Origin of the sequence: Rhodococcus sp. BS-15 (genome assembly GCF_000813105.1) — a bacterium.
GTDB lineage: Bacteria > Actinomycetota > Actinomycetes > Mycobacteriales > Mycobacteriaceae > Rhodococcoides.
Window position 1 is genome coordinate 1 of record NZ_BAOX01000589.1, and the last position, 857, is coordinate 857.

At 69.9% G+C, this 857-nt stretch carries 1 pseudogene; it reads left to right on the forward strand.

Annotation, left to right across the window (positions count from 1 at the left end):
* A pseudogene (locus tag RHBS_RS28120) lies at positions 1 to 857 on the forward strand (chromosome segregation protein SMC); the annotation flags it as partial.

The window sequence follows — 857 nt, forward strand, 5'->3', positions numbered from 1 at the left end:
GACGGCGGCCGCGCGTCCATCGTGCACGGCAGTGTCGTTGCAGCACGATCGGTTCGACGCCCGGACCTCCCGAGTGGGGCTCGATGGGTGCTGGACCTGATCGGGTATCCGGACCGGTTGGCCGCGGCAATGGCGGCCCTGCTCGACGGTGTGGTCGCCGTCGATTCGCTCGACGCTGCCCACCGTCTCGTCTCCGATTCCGGTGAGCTGCGTGCGGTGACCAAGGACGGCGACGTCGTCGAAGCCGGCTGGGTCACCGGCGGCTCGGACCGTCGCCCGAGCACCCTCGAGGTGCAGTCGGCAATCGACACGTCGACGGTGGAGTTGGCGGCGGCGGTCCGCCGCGCGGAGGAACTCGACGCAGCGCTGTCGGGAGCGTTGGAAGAACAACGGGATCGGCGCGAATCGGCCGAGCAAGCGCTCGCGGCGCTCAACGAATCCGACGCTGCGATGGCCGCGGTGTACGAACAGTTGGGCCGATTGGGTCAGCTGGCGCGTTCGGCTCATGCGGAGTCGGCGCGATTGACGACGCAGCGTAGCTCTGCCGAGGCCAGTCGAGAAGAAGCGATTGCGCGGCTGGCCGAGCTCGAGGAAAACCTGCGGACGGCCGAGGACGAGCAATCGGGTTTCGCGGGAGACGGCGAGAGCGGTGACGCTGCGACCACCATGGAACGGGAGATGGCGGCAGCGGCGCTGACCGAAGTGCGTGCCGTGGAGGTCGAAGCTCGGTTGAACGTGCGGACCGCCGAAGAGCGCGCACAGTCCGTACGAGGCCGGGCAGATTCCCTTCGACGGGCGGCGCGAGCCGAGCGGGAGGCCAGGGCGCGAGCCGAGCGCGAGAGCGCAGCGCGGCGGCA